The organism is Delftia sp. WSY_16 (assembly GCF_043104415.1).
In the GTDB taxonomy this organism is placed as follows: Bacteria; Pseudomonadota; Gammaproteobacteria; order Burkholderiales; family Burkholderiaceae_C; genus Comamonas; species Comamonas tsuruhatensis.
The window spans coordinates 1-17,558 of sequence record NZ_JBICKS010000023.1; the positions used below are offsets into that span (position 1 = coordinate 1).

The following is a 17,558-nucleotide window of genomic DNA, read 5'->3' on the forward strand; positions in this document are numbered from 1 at the left end:
GCCATGCCCATCGTGCGATACCGCACGCGGGACCTGACGCGGCTGCTGGCGCCGACCTCGCGCAGCTTCCGGCGCATGGGCAAGATCGTGGGGCGCAGCGACGACATGATGATCATCCGCGGCGTCAACGTCTTTCCTACCCAGATCGAGGAAATCGTGCTGGCCAATGCCAGCCTCACGGGCCTGTACCAGATGCACATCAGCCGTGAAGGCCTGCTGGACACCGTCGAGGTGCACTGCGAGCTGCAGCCGCAGCGGCGCGGCCTGGGCGATGCCGAGCGCGGCGAGATCGCGCAGTGGGTGCAGCAGCGCATCAAGACCCTGGTGGGCATTTCCACGGCGGTGCGCGTCTTCGATCCCGACACCATCGAGCGCACGCAGACCGGCAAGGCCCGGCGCGTGTACGACAGGCGGCCGCGCTGAGGCACCGCCGGCCGTCGTCAACCATTTCATTCAAGGAGATCGCACATGTACACCCAGGCCATGGACACCATGGGCAAGGAAGCGGGCGATGGCGGCAAGGCCGTGCGCTCGGCCGACGAAATGCGCCTGCAGCAGCGCTTTGACGAGCGCATCGATGCCGGCGAATTCATCGAGGCCAAGGACTGGATGCCCGACAACTACCGCAAGACGCTGCTGCGCCAGATCAGCCAGCACGCGCACAGCGAGATCGTCGGCATGCTGCCCGAGGGCAACTGGATCAGCCGCGCGCCCACGCTCAAGCGCAAGGCCATCCTGCTGGCCAAGGTGCAGGACGAGGGCGGCCATGGCCTGTACCTCTACGCCGCCGCCGAGACGCTGGGCAGCAGCCGCGACCAGATGCTGCACGCGCTGCACACGGGCAAGGCCAAGTACAGCTCCATCTTCAACTACCCCACGCTGACCTGGGCCGACATGGGCACCATCGGCTGGCTGGTGGATGGCGCGGCCATCATGAACCAGGTGCCCATCTGCCGCTGCTCCTATGCACCCTATGCGCGTGCCATGGTGCGTATCTGCCGCGAGGAGAGCTTTCACCAGCGCCAGGGCTACGAGGCGCTGCTGACCATGATGCAGCAGGGCACCGAGGCGCAGAAGGCCATGGTGCAGGACGCCGTCAACCGCTGGTGGTGGCCGTCCATCATGATGTTCGGCCCGCCCGACGACCAGTCGCCCAACAGCGCGCAGTCCATGCGCTGGGGCATCAAGCGCATCTCCAACGACGCGCTGCGCCAGAAGTTCATCGACGCCACGGTGGACCAGGCCAAGGTGCTGGGCGTCACCCTGCCCGATCCCGACCTGAAATGGAACGAGGCCCGCCAGGCCCATGACCATGGCCCCATCGACTGGGACGAGTTCTGGCGCGTGATCGCCGGAGACGGCCCCTGCAACCGCGAGCGCCTGGGCGCACGCGTCAAGGCCTGGGACGAAGGCGCCTGGGTGCGCGAGGCCGCCCTGGCCCATGCCCGCAAGCAGACACAGAGAAACCAGACCCGCAAGGAGGCCGCATGACCACCGCCGAACAGAACATCACCAACGAATGGCCGCTGTGGGAAGTCTTCGTCCGCAGCAAGGCCGGCCTGGACCACAAGCACTGCGGCAGCCTGCATGCGGCCGACCCGCAGATGGCGCTGCAGATGGCGCGCGATGTCTACACGCGGCGCCAGGAGGGCGTGAGCGTCTGGGTGGTGCGCTCGGACCAGATCGTGGCCAGCGACCCCGGCGACAAGGACATGTTCTTCGACCCGGCCCAGGACAAGGTCTACCGCCATCCGACCTTCTACCAGCTGCCCCCCTCGGTGGACCACATGTGAGCGGGGAGCTGCCATGAACGCCTCCGCCTCCTCCATCTCCATCGACGCCCGGCCCGAGGTGCAATACCTGCTGCGCCTGGGCGATACCTGCCTGATCCTGGCCCAGCGCCTGGGCCAGTGGTGCGGCCACGCGCCCATCCTCGAAGAGGACATCGCCATGACCAACATGGCGCTGGACCTGGTCGGCCAGGCGCGTGCGCTGCTCACGCGCGCCGGCCAGCTCGAAGGCCGCGCGCACGACGAGGACCAGCTCGCCTTTCTGCGCGACGAGCGCGACTACTTCAACGCCACGCTGGCCGAGCTGCCGCGCGGCGACTTCGCCTTCACCGTGCTGCGCAACGCCATGGCCGCCACCTGGCTGCGCCTGATGTGGGAGCGCCTGGTGCACTCCAGCGACGCCGAGCTGGCCGCCATCGCCGCCAAGGCGCTCAAGGAGGCGCGCTACCACGAGCAGCACGCGGGCGACTGGGTGGTGCGCCTGGGCGACGGCACCGAGGAATCGCGCCAGCGCATGGAGGCGGCGCTGGCCCAGCTGTGGCGCTATGCGGCCGAGCTGTTCACCGACGACGCCACGGACGCTGCCGCGCGCGCCAGCGGCCTGGGCCCGGCCTGGTCCGAGCTGCGCGAGCCCTGGCAGGCCGAAATGGCCGCCCTGCTGCAGGAGGCCACGCTGGACATGCCGGCCGAATCCGCCTTCCGCAGTACGGGCCGCAACGGCGTGCACAGCGAGCACATGGGCTTCATCCTGGCCGAGATGCAGCACCTGCAGCGCGCCTATCCGGGCGGGGTGTGGTGATGGCTGCCGCACGGCTTGTGGCCGTCACATCCGCCTCGGCCGAGCGCGAGCGCCTGGCCTGGGCCGCGCTGCAGGACGTGCCCGATCCCGAGGTGCCCGTGATCTCGGTCTGCGAGCTGGGCATCGTGCGCGAGGTCCATGCCCTGCCCGAAGGCCAGGGCATGGAGATCGTGCTCACGCCCACCTACTCGGGCTGCCCGGCCACCGAGGTCATAGAGCGCAGCGTGCTCGATGCCATCGAGGCCGCAGGCCTGGGCCCCGCGCGCGCCGTGCTGCGCCGCGCCCCCGCCTGGACCACGGACTGGATCAGCGACGACGGCCGGCGCAAGCTGCGCGAATACGGCATCGCGCCCCCCGGGCGCTGTGGCGACGCCGGCCTGCCGGAGGGCACTTCGCCCATCCGCCTGGTGCGCCGCCGCCAGGGCATTGCCGTGCCCGAGCCCGTTGCCTGCCCGCACTGCGGCAGCGTGCACACCGAGCGGCTTTCGGCCTTTGGCGCCACGGCCTGCAAGGCCCTGCACCGCTGCCTGGACTGCCGCGAACCCTTCGAACACTTCAAGCCGATATGACCACGACCACGATGTTCCACCCGCTGCGCGTGCGCAGCATTGCGCCCGACACGGCCGAGGCCGTGGTCGTCTCCTTCGACGTGCCGCCCGCGCTGCGCGAGGTCTTCGGGTTCACCCAGGGCCAGTACCTCACCCTGCGCCACCAGATCGACGGCCAGGACCTGCGCCGCAGCTACTCCATCTGCGCAGGCGTGGATGACGGCGAGCTGCGCGTGGGCGTGCGCAAGGTGCGCGGCGGCCAGTTCTCCAACTGGATCAACGAGCATCTGCGCCCCGGCGACACGCTGCAGGTCATGGCGCCCCAGGGCCGCTTCTTCGTGCCCATCGAGCCCGGGGCCGCGCGCCACCATGTGGGCATCGCCGGCGGCAGCGGCATCACGCCCATCCTGTCCATCATGAAGACCGTGCTGGCGCGCGAGCCCGCCAGCCGCTTCACGCTGATCTACGGCAACCGCCAACTGCAGTCCACCATGTTCAAGGAGGAGATCGAGGACCTAAAGAACCGCTACATGTCGCGGCTGTCGCTGCAGCATGTGTTCTCGGACGAGCACACCGACCTGCCGCTGAACATGGGCGTGATGGACCGAGCCAAGATCGCCGAATTCCTGCAGGGCGTGGTGCCGGCCGCGCACATCGACCATGTCTACATCTGCGGACCCTTCCAGATGAACGACGAGGCCGAGGCCGCTCTGCTGGCCGCCGGCGTGCCCGAGGAGCGCATCCACATCGAGCGCTTCGGCGTGGCCCTGCCGGCCGCAGGCCAGGGCACGGTGGGCGCCGTGGTGCACGAGGCCCAGCCCGGCGACGCCGCCACCGCCCGCATCACCCTGGTGCGCGACGGCCTCTCGCGCGAGATCCCCTTCACGCGCGGCCAGGCCAGCATCCTGGACGCGGCCTCCTCGGCCGGGCTGGAAGTGCCTTATTCCTGCACCTCGGGCGTCTGCGGCACCTGCCGCGCCAAGGTGGTCGAGGGCGAAGTGCGCATGGAGCGCAACTTCGCCCTCGACAAGAACGAGGTCGCCTGCGGCTTTGTCCTGACCTGCCAGGCGCATCCGCTGACCGAGCGGGTGGTGCTGTCGTTCGATGAGCGTTGAGGGCGCCTGCGTTCTGGCGCAGGGCAGGAAGACTCAGGGAAACAGTGTCGAAAGCATGTGCTTTGGCACTGGCAGTCCATCAGATGCTTCGATGAAGTGCAGACCCTTGGATGCGGGCTGTATGGACTGAAACGCGGAAGGAAAGCGGGGCAGCTGCACATTGTGCTTGCTCTTGCATTCCTCGCAGGCGTGGAACTGCGGCTGGAAGACTTTGTTTTTATGGCTTCCCACGGGACCGTTGGCATCCCAGACGGCCAGCGATGCCTCGGTGGAAACCGGCCTGCACAGGTTCTTCCAGTCCAGTGCCCCGTGCACGACCATGTAGAAGCCAATCAGGTTGGAAACGAGGTCTTCCTGGCTGAATCCACTGTCTGTGAGGAGCGACATGGATGCCTGCAGGCTCTCGAAGCCCATGGAAACCTCCATGAATATGGCCAGGGCCACGGAGCGCTTCGCTGAAAGAGACAGGCCTTTCTTGACGAAATAGAACTTGGCAAATTCCTGGGTCAGGCCAAAGCGCCCCATGGATTGCTTGTATTGAATCAGATGGCTGTCGGAGTGACCGGGAATCCCGATGCCGCGCTCATGCAGTATGTCTTTCCAGAGATAGGCCGCACTGGCGTAGCGATTGCGATGGCTCTCGACCGATTGGAGGTGGCCCAGGTCAATCCATCCGCAGTTGCAGGTATAGATGAGTCTTCGGGGTATGTGGGATCTGCTGGACATGTTCAGTCGTAATGGGTGAGCGTGACCTTGCACAGGCCTGTTGCGATTGCCTGGGTGACCGCCAGTACGGCAACTTCGCCGGCCGACGACGCGTATTGCGCGTATTGGACAAGGCGCTCTCCCTCGGGGACAAGCGATGCGGCGGCATTTCCGGCATCGATGGATCTCTGGTGGAAATCCTTCTGGCGCAGGTAGCTGGTGAGGGCCGCAGTGGCCTCGGTGATGTCCTTGGCGCTGGTCTCGAAGGTCATCTCGGACTGCGGTGGCTTGTTGCCATCACCGACGGAGCCGAAGTAGGTGGGCTGCGCCATCGTCCTTGTCGCTGGCGCATTGCGTATCAGGGAAGAGATGCCTACGTAATATCTGAGCGATCCCCGCTCAGGCGAGTAGTCCTCCTGGGAGATGAGAAACCCATACACGGCCAACCAGGATGCGGATGCGACAAAGACCAGGAGGACAAGGCCCAAGATAACGGATCTGAGTCGCATGGAAGAGATGGAACGGGTTCGGGGAGGTGGCAGCGGTCCAGATCCTAAATGAGCGGGCTGAAATCTTTATTTCAAAAGAGTAACTCTTTGAAATAGAGAATTTTCTGAATGACCCATTCGATATTTGACGGATTTCTCTTTGCGAAAGAGCAGACCGCGCCTGCCCCAGGAAAGCAAGCGGTCTGCCAGCGCTGGAAAACAATGCCCGGGGCAGGTTTCCTACTCGATGCCGATATCCAGCCGCGACACCAGTGCCCGGCCGTGTTCGTTCAGGCCCGTCACCTCGACCGTGCTGCCGTGCTTGCGCAGGCGCTGGCAGACCTTGTCCAGCGCATTGACGGCCGTGATGTCCCAGAAATGGGCGTTGGTCAGTTCGATGCGCACCGGCCGGCCTTCGATGTCCCGCACGTCGAAGGCATCGACCAGCAGGTCGGCCGAGGCAAAGAAGACCTGGCCCGAGACGCGGTAGGTCAGGCCTGCATCGTCCTGCGTCTTCTCGACGGACAGCAGCCTTGAGACCTTGAAGGTGAAGAACACCCCGCTGAGCAGCACGCCGACGCCCACGCCGGCGGCCAGGTTGTCCGTGGCGACGGTGACCACCACGGTGGCCAGCATCACGGCGCTGGACAGCTTGGGGTGCCTGAGCAGGGCGCGGGCCGATCCCCAGTCCAGCGTGGAGGCCGACACCATCACCATGATGGCCACCAGCGCCGCCACCGGCACCTGCGACACCCAGGGCTTGAGCAGCACCATCAGGATGAGCAGGAAGGCGCCCGCGAACAGCGTGGACAGCCGGCCGCGGCCGCCGTAGCGCACATTGCCCACGGTCTGGCCGATCATGGCGCAGCCCGCGATGCCGCCGAACAGGCTGGCCGCGATGTTGGCCACGCCGATGCCGCTGCACTCGCGGTTCTTGGAGCTGGGCGTGTCCGTGAGCTCATCGACCACGCTGGCCGTCATCATGGACTCCAGCAATCCCACCATGGCGATCGCCAGCGCGGGCAGGGCGATCAGGCGCAGCGTCTCCAGCGACCACGGCACCTGCGGCAGCCCGAAGCTGGGCAGGCCGTCCGGCAGCAGGCCCAGGTCGGCCACCGTCTTCAGGGGCAGGTCCAGCCAATGCGCCGCCACCGTCAGCACCACGATGCAGACCAGGGGCGAGGGCACGGCCGTGGTCAGCCGGGGCAGGCCGTAGATGATCAGCAGGCCGGCGCCCACCATGGCCCAGGTGGCGGCATTGGCGCCGATCAGGTGCGGCATCTGGGCCGAGAAGATCAGGATGGCCAGCGCATTGACGAAGCCCGTGCGCACCGAGCCCGACACATAGCGCATCAGCACGCCCAGGCGCAGCAGGCCGAACAGGATCTGCACGGCCCCCGCAAGAATGCCGGCCGCAAAAAGATACTGCACGCCATGGGCATGCACCAGCGGAGCGGCCACCAGGGCGACCGAGCCCGCAGCCGCCGACACCATGGCCGGGCGCGCGCCCGTGAAGGCGATGACGATGCTGATGATGAAGGAGGCGAACAGCCCGACGGCGGGATCGACCCCGGCCACGAAGGAGAAGGCGATGACCTCGGGGATCAGCGCAAAGGTGGCCACGGCGCCGGCCATGAGCTCGCGCGGAATGCTGGGCGCCCACTCGGCGCGAAAGGGATGGGGATGCTTCGACATGGAAATGGCCAGCCCCGCCGCGCTGGGTGTGGCAGGGCGGGGCAGGATTTTGTAGACGGGAATGAACATGCCGGGCGTCGGGCGATGCCCGAAACAACCTGGCGGCTTGTACGGTTCGACCGTGCTACGGCGGCGCCAGGCGGGTGCAGCCCGAGCGCCGGCTCTGCGAGCCGCGCGCGATGCGGGCCAGCGTGAAGCTGTGAAGGCGTGCGGCATCGCGGCTGCGCGCTTGGCGAGCCTCGGGTTGAGGGTGCCGGTGGACTGAAATCACGGGCGCGATTGTACGAGGGGGTGCTGCCTGCCGCGGGATGGGCCCCTGGCCGCAATCAGTCGTAGTGCGCCATGGTGGCGCGGTAGCGCACAGGGCCTTGCTCGTCCGACGAGGCCTGCACCACTTCCACGTAGACGACTTGGCCCGAAGACGCCGTGTACCTGGCATGGCGAACGCGCCGCCCCATGCCATAGGAGGGGCCGGGCGTTTCGTCGTCCGCACTCCGGGAATAGCCTTTGCCGAGCAGGTAGGCATCGAAGGCGTGCGTGGCGGGGCCAATGCTTGCGAACTCCACGTCATAGGACATCAGGTCGTGTGGCGGCTTGTTGCCGTCGCCCACGGTGCCGAAGTACTCCGCCTTGCCCAGCGCGCCCACCAGCGGCGCATGGCGCACCAGGGACGAGATGCCGATGTAGTAGGTGAAGCTGCCGGGCTCGGGCGTGTAGTCCTCTTGCGAGATCAGGCAGAGGGCTGCAGCCAGCCAGCCGAACACGGCCAGCGGCAGGCACAGGACAAGACTCCACAACAGGGTTCTGGCACGCGGCAGGGGCATGGGATTTGTCGTCGGGCGCCTGGAAAAACAAAACCCGCTTTCCGGGGAAAGCGGGTCTGGATGCTCAAGAACCTTGATGGTCCGAATCAGAACGGAATGTCGTCATCCATGTCGTCAAAGCCCGAGGCCGCGCGCTGGGGCGGGGGTGCCATGGGTGCGGGAGCGGGGCGCTGGGCAGGGGCCTGGCGCGGTGCGGGCGCTGCCATGGGGGCAGGGGCCGGGCGGCGCTGTTGCTGCTGGGGAGGGGCGTCGTAGCCGCTGTCGCCATAGCCTTCATCGCCATAGCCGCCGCCTTGCTGGCCACCGCCGCCGCCTTGGCGGCTGCCCAGCATCTGCATGGTGTCGGCGCGGATTTCGGTGGCGTAGCGTTCCTGGCCGGAGGCCTGGTCGGTCCACTTGCGCGTGCGCAGGCTGCCTTCGACATAGACCTGGCTGCCCTTGCGCAGGTACTGGCCCACGATTTCGGCCAGGCGGCCGTTGAAGACCACGCGGTGCCACTCGGTGGCTTCCTTGTTCTCGCCCGTGTTCTTGTCGCGCCAGCGGTCGGTGGTGGCGATGGTCACGTTGGCCACCTGGTCGCCACTCGGGAAGGTGCGCATTTCGGGGTCGCGCCCGAGGTTGCCGACGATGATGACCTTGTTGACGGATGCCATGAGTGAAATACCTTTACAGAGAGAAGTGGCCCGGGCATAGAAGGATGGATCCCGGGCCAGACGCGCCATTGTGCCGCAAGCCGTCCGCCGTTGGCAGGGGGCGGATATGCCGGTGCAGCGGCTGGCTGCAGCAGTTTGTAACCGTCGGAAAACTGCCGTTCAGCCGTGGCGGCCCACGGGGCGCAGCGGCCAGGTAACGACCAGCCACAGCACGGCCAGGACGCTCGTCAGGGTGAACAGGCCCGGCATGCCGGCCCATTTGGCGACGGCGCCGCCCAGCGCGCCGCCTGCGAACAGGCCCAGCGATTGCAGCGTGTTGTAGGCGCCCAGCGCCGCGCCGCGCAGCGGGGCCGGGGCCATGCGAGAGACCAGGCTGGGCTGGGTGGCCTCCAGCGCGTTGAAGCCGCAGAAGAACACAAACATCAGCACGGCCATGGCCCACAGCGGCGGCTGCGTGCCGCCGGCCGCCAGCAGGCCCAGGCCGATCTGCACGAGGGTGATCAGGGCGATGGCGCCCAGCAGGGCCGCGCGCAGGCGCCCGCGCCGCTCCATGGCGAACAGGCCGCCCATGGCGGCGAAGGACAGCACCACGGCCGGCAGGTAGACATGCCAGTGCGCCTGCTTGTCCAGGCCCGCCTGCACCAGCATGACGGGCACGGCCACCCACATGGACATCTGCACGGTGTGCAGCACGAACACGCCCAGGTTCAGCCGCACCAGGTCGCCGTGGCGCCACAGCTCGGCCATGCGGCCGCGCGGCTGGTCGGCGTGGCGCGCGGGCTCGGGCGGGACGACCCAGAGCACGACGGCAATGCCCGCCAGCGCCAGGGCGCAGGTCAGGCCGAAGATGCCGGGTAGCCCGCCCCAGGCCGCCAGCAGGGGGCTGAGCACCAGGGCCAGCGCGAACATGAGGCCGATGCTGCCGCCCACCATGGCCATGGCCTTGGTGCGCACGCTGTCGCGCGTGAGGTCGGCCAGCAGCGCGGTCACGGCGGCCGAGACGGCGCCTGCGCCCTGCAGGCCCCGGCCCCACATCAGGCCCAGCAGTGAGTCGGCCGTGGCCGCCAGCAGGCTGCCCGCCGCAAAGACCAGCAGCCCGGCGACGATGACGCGCTTGCGCCCGAACCGGTCCGAAGCCAGGCCCAGGGGCAGCTGGAACACGGCCTGGGTGAGCCCGTACAGGCCCATGGCCAGGCCGATCATGGCCGGATCATCCCCGCCCGGGTATTTGCGCGCCTCCAGCGCGAACACCGGCAGCACCAGGAACAGGCCCAGCATGCGCAGCGCAAAGATCAGCGCCAGGCTGGCGCTGGATCGGCGTTCCTGCGAGGTCATGCGGCCCGATGCGGCCGAGGAGGGGGCTGGCGCCTGGGCGCCGTGGACGGGTGTGGGGGAATCGAGCACGGGGTGCACTGTTGTGGGGGCAAGCAATCCGCCATTCTCGCCCATAGGCCGGCGCTGCGGGGTGGCTGGGTTATGCAAGGCAGTGCAAGACAGTTTTGTGAAGGGGCGCCACAGAAGGCCCAGCCGCCCCGCAGACCGAGCCGCCATGCGGTGGCACGGGTTCTGACCTATCATGGCGGGTTCGCCTTCGCAGGGGTTTTCCCGATGCCTGGTTCCCACACGATTTCCGAAGACGGCGGCCTGGACCGGGCCGCCGACTCCCGCTCCCAGCCCGACGGCCGCTACCTCGGCCAGGCGCTGGCGCAGTCACGCATCGCCATCCGCGGTGCGCGCACGCACAACCTCAAGAACATCGACCTGGACATTCCGCGCAACCGGCTGGTGGTGATCACCGGGCTGTCGGGCTCGGGCAAGTCCAGCCTGGCCTTCGACACCCTGTACGCCGAGGGCCAGCGCCGCTATGTGGAGAGCCTGTCGGCCTATGCGCGCCAGTTCCTGGGGCGGCTGGACAAGCCCGATGTGGACCTGATCGAGGGCCTGTCGCCCGCCATCAGCATCGAGCAGAAGGCCACCAGCCACAACCCGCGCTCCACCGTGGGCACGGTGACCGAGATCAACGACTACCTGCGCCTGCTGTTCGCACGCGCCGGCACGCCCTACTGCCCCGACCACAACCTGCCGCTGCAGTCCCAGACCATCAGCCAGATGGTGGATGCGGCCCTGGCCCTGCCCGAGGACACGCGCCTCATGGTGCTGGGGCCGCTGGCGCGCAACAAGAAGGGCGAGTTCGCCGAGCTGTTCGCGCAGATGCAGGCCCAGGGCTATGTGCGCTTTCGCATCGACGGCAAGATCCACGAGTCCCATTCCCTGCCCGCGCTGGAGAAGAACGAGCGCCACGACATCGACGTGGTGATCGACCGCCTCAAGGTGCGCGCCGACGCCCAGCAGCGCCTGGCCGAGAGCTTCGAGGCCGCCCTGCGCGCGGGCGGCGCCGACGCCGGCGGCCGCGTGATCGCCCTGGAGATGGACAGCGGCAAGGAACACCTCTTCAGCGCCAAGTTCGCCTGCCCGCTGTGCAGCTATTCGCTGCCCGAGCTGGAGCCGCGCCTGTTCTCGTTCAACTCGCCCATGGGCGCCTGCCCGGGCTGCGATGGCCTGGGCTGCACGGAGTCCTTCGATCCCGAGCGCGTGGTGGCCTTTCCCACGCTGAGCCTGGCCAGCGGCGCCGTCAAGGGCTGGGACCGGCGCAACGGCTACTACTTCTCCATGCTGGAGAGCGTGGCGCGCCACTATGGCGCCGATGTGGAGCTGCCCTTCGAGGAGCTGCCCGAGAAGGTGCGCAACGTGATGCTGTGGGGCTCGGGCGAGGAGGAAATGCCCTTCACCTATGTCTTCGACAGCGGTGCGCGCAAGGGCGAGACCCTGGTCAAGAGCCATCCCTTCGAGGGCATCATCCCCAACATCACGCGGCGCTGGCGCGAGACCGAGTCCAGCGTGGTGCGCGACGACCTGGCGCGGCTGCGCAGCGTCGCCGTCTGTCCCGACTGCGGCGGCACGCGGCTGCGCCGCGAGGCGCGCTTCGTGCGCATCGGCGAGGGCGAGCAGGCCCGCGCCATCTACGAGGTGGGCCATGCCACGCTGGCCGAGGCCCATGCTTGGTGCGCGTCCCTGCAGCTGTCGGGCGCCAAGGCCGAGATCGCGGGCAAGGTGGTGCGCGAGATCGCCTCGCGCCTGCTGTTCCTCAACGACGTGGGCCTGAGCTACCTGAGCCTGGAGCGCGGGGCCGACACGCTGTCCGGCGGCGAGGCCCAGCGCATCCGCCTGGCCAGCCAGATCGGCAGCGGCCTGACGGGCGTGATGTATGTGCTGGACGAGCCCAGCATCGGACTGCACCAGCGCGACAACGACAAGCTCATCGGCACGCTGCAGCACCTGCGCGACATCGGCAACAGCGTCATCGTGGTCGAGCACGACGAGGACATGATGCGCGCGGCCGACCAGATCATCGACCTGGGGCCGGGCGCGGGCGTGCATGGCGGCCGCGTCATGGCCCAGGGCAGCTACGAAGAGGTGCGCGCCAACCCCGATTCGCCCACGGGCCGCTACCTGGCGGGCACCCAGCGCATCGAAGTGCCTGCGCGGCGCACGCCCTGGCAGCCCGTGGTCGAGGCGCCGGCCGAGGGCGAGGTCCGGTCTCCTGCCAAGGGCTTCCCCGCACGCACGGGCCAGCATCCGGCCGAGGCCGGTGCGGCTGCGCCGCAACTGCAGGCCCTGCGCGTGGTGGGGGCACGCGGCCACAACCTCAAGGGCGTGACGGCGGACTTTCCCGTGGGCCTGCTGACCTGCGTGACCGGCGTCTCGGGCTCGGGCAAGAGCACCCTGGTCAACGACACGCTCTATACCGAGGCCGCGCGCCAGATCCACCGTGCCGGCGGCGAGGCCGCGCCGCACGACGACATCATCGGCATGGGCTATTTCGACAAGGTCATCAATGTGGACCAGTCGCCCATAGGCCGCACGCCGCGCAGCAACCCGGCCACCTACACGGGCCTGTTCACGCCCATCCGCGACCTGATGGCCGAGACCAACACCGCCAAGGAGCGCGGCTACGGCCCCGGGCGCTTCTCCTTCAACGTGGCCGGCGGCCGCTGCGAGGCCTGCCAGGGCGACGGCGTGGTCAAGGTGGAGATGCACTTCCTGCCCGATGTCTACGTGCCCTGCGACATCTGCAACGGCCAGCGCTACAACCGAGAGACGCTGGAGGTGCAGTGGAAGGGCCGCAACATCTCCCAGATCCTGGAGATGACGGTGGAGGACGCCCATGCCTTCTTCAAGGACGTGCCCACCATCGCCCGCAAGCTGCAGACCCTGCTGGACGTGGGCCTGTCCTATATCCGGCTGGGCCAGAGCGCGACCACGCTGTCGGGCGGCGAGGCGCAGCGCGTCAAGCTGGCCCAGGAGCTGTCCAAGCGCGACACGGGGCGCACGCTCTACATCCTGGACGAGCCCACGACGGGCCTGCACTTCGCCGACATCGCCCTGCTGCTCAAGGTGCTGCAGCAGCTGCGCGATGCGGGCAACACCATCGTGGTCATCGAACACAACCTGGACGTGATCAAGACGGCCGACTGGATCATCGACATGGGCCCCGAAGGCGGCTCGGGCGGCGGCCAGGTGGTGGCCACGGGCACGCCCGAGGACGTGGCGGCCAACCCGGCCAGCCATACGGGGCGCTACCTGCGGCCCTATCTGGAGGCAGCGTCGGTGTCGGCTCCTGCAGCGGCCAAGGCTGGTCGCCGGAAAGCACAGTGAGGCCGGCCATGGACAGCAGCATCCTTGATTTCGTGGTGGTGGGCGCGGGCATGGCCGGTGCCTCGGTGGCCTGGCAGCTGGCGCGCGATGGCGGCGCCTCGGTGCTGGTGCTGGAGCGCGAATCCCAGCCCGGCTACCACAGCACGGGCCGCTCGGCCGCGCTGTATGAGGAGCACTATGGCCCGCTGCAAGTCCAGGCGCTGACGCGCGCCAGCCGCGCCTTCTACGAGCAGCCGCCGCAGGGCTTTGTGCAGGCGCCCATCCTGGCGCCGCGCGGCGTGCTCTATGTGGGCACGGCCGCGCAGAAGGACCTGCTCGATGCCGCCCATGCCGAGGCGCTCCTGCACTCGCCCCAGGCGCGGCGCCTGGGCCCCGATGAACTCAAGGCCCTGGTGCCCTGCCTGAACACCACGCTGCTGGTCGATGGCTTTGCGGACGACGGCGCGCGCGACATCGACGTGCATGGCCTGCACCAGGGATTCCTGCGCGGCCTGCGCCAGTGCGGCGGCGAGCTGCGCTGCAGCGCCGAGGTCCGTGCGCTGGCGCATGCCGCAGGTGTCTGGACCGTGGACCTGGCCGACGGCAGCCAGGTGCGCGCGCGCTGCGTGGTCAACGCGGCCGGCGCCTGGGCCGATGCGCTGGGCGCACTGGCGGGCGCAGCGCCCATCGGCCTGGTGCCCAAGCGGCGCAGTGCCTTCACCTTTGCCGTGCCCGACGGCATGGACGCCGCGCACTGGCCCGCCGTGATCAGCGCCGACGAGGGCTTTTACTTCAAGCCCGATGCAGGCCAGCTGCTGGGCTCGCCCGCCAACGCCGACCCCGTGGCGCCGCAGGACGTGGCGCCCGAGGAGCTGGACGTGGCCACGGGCATCTGGCGCATCGAGGAAGTGACCACGCTGCAGATCCGCCGCCCCTCCCACACCTGGGCCGGGCTGCGCAGCTTTGTGGCCGATGGCGAGATGGCCGTGGGCTGGGATGCCTCGCCTGCGCCGCTGCCGGGCTTTTTCTGGGTGGCCGCCCAGGGCGGCTACGGCATACAGAGCGCCTTCGGCTACAGCCTGCTGGCGCGCAACCTGCTGCGCGGCGAGCCGCCGGATGCGCGCCTGGCCGCGCAGGGCGTGCAGCCTGAACGGCTGTCGCCTGCGCGCTGCCAGCGCGGCTGAGGTTCGGTTGAAGCGTGCCGCTCAGAGCGGCGAGCGCCGCGCAAAGCGCACCACGGTCACGCCCGCGCGCGCCTGGCGCACCGAGGGCATGACCAGCACGCAGTCGCCATAGGGCGTGATCACCGGCTCGCCATCGTTGTCGCCGATCACCGTGCCGGCCTTCTCGAAGCGCTCCAGCCCCGTGAACGGCGCCGTGAAGCGAAAGCCGCTGCTCTTGGCCACCACGGGCGCCGTGACTTCCAGAGCCCACTGGGCCGGTGCGTCGGCCTGCTTCCAGCCGGGCAGGGCGGCGTGCAGCGCGCCGTTGTCGAAGATGGCGGCCACTTCGAGGAAACGCAGGCATTGGTCGTGTGCCACGTCGCGGCTGGCCAGATCGCCATGGAAGCCGCATTCGATCAGCAGCGAGCGCGAGTCGCCGGCCTCGGCGTCGGGCAGGCCGAAGCGCCCGTAGTCGCGCAGCCGCGTGCCGTCCTTGTGACCGGCATCCACGACGATGTTCGCCGGCGCGCCCATCTGGCGTGCCAGATCGCGGTTGCGCGGCTGCATGCCGGTCAGCAGCAGCGGGGCCGAGGGCTCGTGCATGGAATGCAGGTCCAGCAGCCAGTCGGCCTGCTGCACGAAGGGGCGCAGCGCGGCGGCGCGGCGGCGTTCGCGGGTGCTGCCCTCGTCGATGCGTGCGTCTATCCACTGGCGGTTCATGTCCTCGTCCACGAAGCGCGAGGCATCGTGGCTGGCCGCGTCGAAGCGGTCGAAGGCATCGAGGTTGGCCAGCACCAGGGTCAGGCGGCCGTTGTCCAGCGCCAGGCCGTTGTGCAGGGCCTGAAGCAGCCCGGACACGGCCCAGGCGCCGCAGATCTCGTTGCCGTGCACCAGCGCGGAAATCATCACGTGGCGGCCCGGGCGTCCCGAGTCGAATTGCCACACGCCCTCGGTACCGGTATTGCCTGCGCGCCAGGCGCTCAGGTCGGGCAGGGGAAGGTCAAATCGCAAAGCGTCCATGGCTGGCTCAGTTCTCGATGTGGGCAAATTGGACGATCTTGGTGTACTTGGCGATCTCGGCGTTGATGTACTTGCCGGCATCGGTCTTGGGATCGGCCACGACCGAGCCCGACTCTTCCATCTTCTTGCGGAACTCGGGCGAGGCCATGGTCTCGTCCAGCGCCTTCTTGACCTTGGCGGCCACGGGTGCGGGCAGGCCCTTGGGTGCCATCAGCGCGAACCAGACGTTGATGTCCACGTTCTTGTACTGGGGCAGCTCGGACAGGGCCGGGATGTCGGGCGTGATGGCCGAGCGCTTGGCCTCCGTCGTGCCCAGGGCGATGACCTTGCCCGCGCGGATCTGGGGCAGTCCCGAGGACAGCACGAACATGCCGAACTCGATGTTGTTGCCCACCAGGTCCGTGGTCAGGGGCGCCACGCCACGGTAGGGGATGTGGGTCATGTGCAGCTTGCCCTGCTCCTTGACCATCTCGCCGGCCAGGTGCAGTGCCGTGCCCACGCCCGAGCTGCCGTAGCTGAACTTGCCCGGGTTCTTGGCCACCAGGGCGCTGAACTCTGCGGCTGTCTTCACGCCGGCCTTCTGCGAGGCCACCAGCACCATGGGCTGGGAGCCGATCATGCCGATGGGCGTGAAGTCGCCGATGGAGTACTTGATGCTCTTGTTGATCAGCCGGGCGATGGCCAGCTCGTTGTTGGCACCCACGAACAGCGTGTAGCCGTCGGGCGTGGCCTTGACGGCCTTTTGCGCGCCGATGGCGCCGCCTGCGCCGCCCAGGTTTTCCACCACCACGGGCTGGCCCAGGCGCGAGGCCAGGCCATCGGCCACGAAGCGGCCCACCAGGTCGGTGCTGCCGCCGGCGGGGTAGCCCACGATCATGGTGATGGCGCGGTTGGGGTAGCTGGCGGCGTCGTCGGCCAAGGCGCTGCCGGTGGCGGCGATCAGCAGGCCGCAGGCCAGGGCGGTGCGGCGCAGGAGGGAGTTGCTGGGCATGGGGTTATTCCTGAAATGTATGGGATTGATTGTGCGAAGGACTACCAAGGCATTTGGTGCTGATTCGGCACGAGGCGGAGCCATTGCAGCACCAAAACCCGCTTGTTCCACAGCGCGGTGCGGGTTTGCACCAGGAGGGCGCATGCATGCACCCGTCAGGCGCCCGTGATGTCGCTCCAGAACTGCTCGGCCGCGGGGCCCAGGTGGCGCTTGGGACGGTACAGGCGCACGTCGAAGTGCACTTCCAGGCCCGGGTCGCCGGCCACGGCCAGGCGGCCGGCTTGGCAGTCGCCGCGCACCATGGACCACGGCATCCAGGCCAGGCCCAGGCCGCGCAGCACGTATTCGTAGTGGGCGTCGGCCGAGTCGCAGTCCACGCAGCGGCGCAGGCGCGGCGCCAGCGGATGCCGGGCCAGGTGGTCTTCCACCAGCCGGCCCAGGGCCATGCTGTGGGAGAAGGCGAGGTAGGGCACGGGAGCAACGGGCTGGTGGCTGGCCGACAGCTCGTACAGCGGGCGGCCCCGGGCATCGGCGCGGGCCACGGGCACCAGCCTGTCCTGCATCACCGTCAGGTAGCTGAACTGGCGGCCGTCCAGGCGCACGCCAATGGCGGCGTGGTGGTAGACCAGCGTGAAGCTGACTTCGCCGCGCTGCAGCATGGCCACGGTCTCGTCCAGCGTGCGCGTGACCACGCGCAGCTCGGCCGTCTGCAGCACGCTGCCGTGGCGCGTCAGCCAGTCGGCCACGATGGTGCGCGCCAGCGTGCGCCCCGTGGCCAGGGTGATCACGCGGGCCTGGCGCCCGGCCACGGCCTGCAGTTCATCGTGCGACTGGGCCAGCGTGCGCACCAGTTGCTCGGCCGTGTCGCGGAAGGCTTCACCGGCCGGCGTCAGCCGCACGGGGCCGCCGCCGGGCTCGACCAGGGGCGTGCCGGCCCAGGCCTCCAGCGCGCGGATGCGCCGCCCGAAGGCCGGATGGGTGACATGGCGCAGCTCGGCCGCGCGCGTGAAGCTGCGCTCCTGGGCCAGCAGCAGGAAGTCTTCCAGCCATTTGCCTTGCATGGCCGGGCTTC

The 17,558-nt window shown here is 68.7% G+C and carries 16 protein-coding genes and 1 pseudogene; 8 read left to right on the plus strand and 9 right to left on the minus strand.

Annotated elements, in window-relative coordinates; all coding sequences use genetic code 11:
* From ACF8O7_RS13665 to paaE, 6 genes and pseudogenes are all read left to right on the plus strand, one after another.
* Window positions 1–423 (plus strand): annotated as a pseudogene (locus ACF8O7_RS13665) (phenylacetate--CoA ligase); the annotation flags it as partial.
* A 45-nt stretch (window positions 424–468) separates the two neighbouring features.
* The gene (paaA, locus tag ACF8O7_RS13670) at window positions 469–1,491 is read left to right on the plus strand and encodes a 1,2-phenylacetyl-CoA epoxidase subunit PaaA (RefSeq protein ID WP_012202742.1); all 1,023 of its coding nucleotides are present in this window, start codon (window positions 469–471) and stop codon (window positions 1,489–1,491) included.
* Complete coding sequence (paaB, locus tag ACF8O7_RS13675; RefSeq protein WP_013804631.1) at window positions 1,488–1,793, plus strand: 1,2-phenylacetyl-CoA epoxidase subunit PaaB; 306 nt, start codon at window positions 1,488–1,490, stop codon at window positions 1,791–1,793. The genes paaA and paaB overlap by 4 nt, the downstream gene beginning before the upstream one ends.
* Before the next feature lie 13 nt (window positions 1,794–1,806).
* Window positions 1,807–2,589: a 1,2-phenylacetyl-CoA epoxidase subunit PaaC gene (gene paaC, locus ACF8O7_RS13680; RefSeq protein ID WP_047218902.1), complete on the plus strand. Its 783-nt coding sequence runs from the start codon at window positions 1,807–1,809 to the stop codon at window positions 2,587–2,589.
* Entirely contained in the window at window positions 2,589–3,158 is a 570-nt protein-coding gene (paaD, locus tag ACF8O7_RS13685) for a 1,2-phenylacetyl-CoA epoxidase subunit PaaD (RefSeq protein WP_047218903.1), read from the plus strand. Before paaC ends, paaD begins: the two co-directional genes overlap by 1 nt.
* Entirely contained in the window at window positions 3,155–4,252 is a 1,098-nt protein-coding gene (gene paaE, locus ACF8O7_RS13690) for a 1,2-phenylacetyl-CoA epoxidase subunit PaaE (protein WP_016449341.1), read from the plus strand. The genes paaD and paaE overlap by 4 nt, the downstream gene beginning before the upstream one ends.
* A 33-nt stretch (window positions 4,253–4,285) precedes the next feature.
* Here the strand turns inward: paaE and ACF8O7_RS13695 are convergent, their stop codons facing one another.
* The 6 genes from ACF8O7_RS13695 to ACF8O7_RS13720 all read right to left on the minus strand — a co-directional run bounded on the left by ACF8O7_RS13695 (window position 4,286) and on the right by ACF8O7_RS13720 (window position 9,952).
* Window positions 4,286–4,978, minus strand: coding sequence for a hypothetical protein (locus ACF8O7_RS13695; protein ID WP_392443535.1), 693 nt, complete (start codon window positions 4,976–4,978; stop codon window positions 4,286–4,288).
* Window positions 4,979–4,980: 2 nt separating this feature from the next.
* Window positions 4,981–5,289 (minus strand): hypothetical protein, encoded by a 309-nt coding sequence (locus tag ACF8O7_RS13700; protein ID WP_392443537.1) that lies wholly within the window; start codon window positions 5,287–5,289, stop codon window positions 4,981–4,983.
* A 396-nt stretch (window positions 5,290–5,685) separates the two neighbouring features.
* The gene (locus ACF8O7_RS13705; RefSeq protein ID WP_392443539.1) at window positions 5,686–7,140 is read right to left on the minus strand and encodes a SulP family inorganic anion transporter; all 1,455 of its coding nucleotides are present in this window, start codon (window positions 7,138–7,140) and stop codon (window positions 5,686–5,688) included.
* A 326-nt stretch (window positions 7,141–7,466) separates the two neighbouring features.
* The gene (locus ACF8O7_RS13710; protein WP_392443541.1) at window positions 7,467–7,964 is read right to left on the minus strand and encodes a hypothetical protein; all 498 of its coding nucleotides are present in this window, start codon (window positions 7,962–7,964) and stop codon (window positions 7,467–7,469) included.
* Window positions 7,965–8,050: 86 nt separating this feature from the next.
* Window positions 8,051–8,617 carry a single-stranded DNA-binding protein gene (ssb, locus tag ACF8O7_RS13715; RefSeq protein WP_016449346.1) on the minus strand — a complete coding sequence of 189 codons (567 nt, stop codon included), beginning with the start codon at window positions 8,615–8,617 and terminating at the stop codon, window positions 8,051–8,053.
* A gap of 159 nt (window positions 8,618–8,776) precedes the next feature.
* The gene (locus ACF8O7_RS13720; protein WP_126311336.1) at window positions 8,777–9,952 is read right to left on the minus strand and encodes an MFS transporter; all 1,176 of its coding nucleotides are present in this window, start codon (window positions 9,950–9,952) and stop codon (window positions 8,777–8,779) included.
* A gap of 273 nt (window positions 9,953–10,225) precedes the next feature.
* On the opposite strand from ACF8O7_RS13720, the gene uvrA reads away from it, so the two are divergent.
* Together uvrA and ACF8O7_RS13730 are read left to right on the plus strand one after the other, a co-directional pair.
* Window positions 10,226–13,333 (plus strand): excinuclease ABC subunit UvrA, encoded by a 3,108-nt coding sequence (gene uvrA / locus ACF8O7_RS13725; protein ID WP_016449348.1) that lies wholly within the window; start codon window positions 10,226–10,228, stop codon window positions 13,331–13,333.
* Between the two features lie 8 nt (window positions 13,334–13,341).
* Window positions 13,342–14,496 carry an FAD-binding oxidoreductase gene (locus ACF8O7_RS13730; protein WP_126311106.1) on the plus strand — a complete coding sequence of 385 codons (1,155 nt, stop codon included), beginning with the start codon at window positions 13,342–13,344 and terminating at the stop codon, window positions 14,494–14,496.
* Window positions 14,497–14,517: 21 nt separating this feature from the next.
* Here the strand turns inward: ACF8O7_RS13730 and ACF8O7_RS13735 are convergent, their stop codons facing one another.
* The 3 genes from ACF8O7_RS13735 to ACF8O7_RS13745 form a co-directional block, all read right to left on the minus strand.
* Window positions 14,518–15,495: a succinylglutamate desuccinylase/aspartoacylase family protein gene (locus tag ACF8O7_RS13735; RefSeq protein ID WP_016454260.1), complete on the minus strand. Its 978-nt coding sequence runs from the start codon at window positions 15,493–15,495 to the stop codon at window positions 14,518–14,520.
* Between the two features lie 7 nt (window positions 15,496–15,502).
* Complete coding sequence (locus ACF8O7_RS13740) at window positions 15,503–16,486, minus strand: tripartite tricarboxylate transporter substrate binding protein (protein ID WP_034366202.1); 984 nt, start codon at window positions 16,484–16,486, stop codon at window positions 15,503–15,505.
* Between the two features lie 155 nt (window positions 16,487–16,641).
* A complete protein-coding gene (locus tag ACF8O7_RS13745; RefSeq protein ID WP_017407708.1) occupies window positions 16,642–17,547 on the minus strand; it encodes a LysR family transcriptional regulator in 906 nt (301 codons plus the stop codon).
* Window positions 17,548–17,558 lie beyond the last annotated feature (11 nt).